This window comes from Aeromonas molluscorum 848, from assembly GCF_000388115.1.
Taxonomy (GTDB): domain Bacteria; phylum Pseudomonadota; class Gammaproteobacteria; order Enterobacterales; family Aeromonadaceae; genus Aeromonas; species Aeromonas molluscorum.
Genome location: NZ_AQGQ01000299.1, coordinates 1 through 1,335, shown reverse-complemented (window position 1 = coordinate 1,335; position 1,335 = coordinate 1). Strand labels below are relative to the sequence as shown.

Below are 1,335 nucleotides of genomic sequence, written 5' to 3'. Positions count from 1 at the left end.
TCCTCTACCTCCACCGATCTTCTGAATAGATAGGCTTTAGTACCCCGTGGAGGGGTTCCCGAGTGGCCAAAGGGATCAGACTGTAAATCTGACGGCTCTGCCTTCGAAGGTTCGAATCCTTCTCCCTCCACCATCATTCAAGAAAACCCGGCCTAGCGCCGGGTTTTCGCTTTCTCCCCTGTCAGATCTGACAATTGTTCATTGTCTAACCCCATAGGATAGTGAGCTCTGCTCTTCGTCAGGGATGCGCATCATGCTGGAAGTGTGGGATGAACAAGGTTATCACTTGGGCCTGAGCCTGGCGCAGTTGCAGCTCCACATCAGTCGCTACAATGGCGAACTCATGGTGCGATATCGCAACCGCATCGGCCTGTCGAGTACCCTGTTTTTAACAGTGCATGACGGCCAGCCGTTGCAACGCTTCAAACAAGGCTGCCCCCCCCTGGATTGGCACTGGTTGAGTCAGGCTCTGCATCCTCACACATTGCCCATGCGCCCGGCCCCCCTGTTGACCATACCCCGGCAGTAACGCATCGCGGTTCACGGCCCAGCAACCGGGCAGACAAAAAGATCCCCTCTCTCGCTGGTCTTGAATGTATCCAACCTGTCCCGGTGGCACACGCCTTGGCCTCGTTCCAGCCAAATTGCATGATGGCGTGGGGACGAGTACAATCTCGCACCCTTATTGGGATGTCATAGCCTTAACCATGTAGATGGGGCAGCTGTGCCGTTATCCTTATTGCGATGCCACCCGGTGGCGTCGCCCTGATTTGCAATCAGACCAGCGAGAAAATCATGTTCAGACCAGAATTGCTCTCCCCCGCCGGGACCCTCAAGAATATGCGTTACGCCTTCGCCTATGGCGCCGACGCCGTCTATGCCGGCCAGCCGCGTTACAGCCTGCGCGTGCGTAACAACGAGTTCGACCACGACAACTTGCGCCTGGGCATCAACGAAGCCCATGCCCTCGGCAAGCAGTTCTATGTGGTGGCCAATATCCAGCCTCATAACTCCAAGCTCAAGACCTTCGTGCGCGACATGCGCCCGGTGATCGAGATGGGGCCGGACGCCATCATCATGTCAGACCCCGGTCTCATCATGATGATGCGTGAAGCCTTCCCGCACATGCCTATCCACCTGTCGGTACAGGCCAATGCGGTCAACTGGGCCACGGTGAAGTTCTGGCATCAGATGGGCCTGACTCGCGCCATCCTCTCCCGCGAACTCTCCTTGGACGAGATCGAAGAGATCCGCATGCACGTGCCGGAAATGGAGCTCGAAGTCTTCGTCCATGGTGCCCTGTGCATGGCCTACTCCGGCCGCTGCCTGCTCTCT

At 57.2% G+C, this 1,335-nt stretch carries 2 protein-coding genes and 1 tRNA gene; all 3 read left to right on the top strand.

Annotated elements, in window-relative coordinates:
- Positions 1-48 precede the first annotated feature (48 nt).
- A tRNA-Tyr gene (locus tag G113_RS20110) sits at positions 49-133 on the top strand.
- A 120-nt stretch (positions 134-253) separates the two neighbouring features.
- A complete protein-coding gene (locus G113_RS20105; protein WP_005914828.1) occupies positions 254-529 on the top strand; it encodes a hypothetical protein in 276 nt (91 codons plus the stop codon).
- A 266-nt stretch (positions 530-795) separates the two neighbouring features.
- Positions 796-1,335: U32 family peptidase (locus tag G113_RS20100; RefSeq protein ID WP_040319447.1), on the top strand; the 540-nt coding region annotated here is incomplete at its 3' end.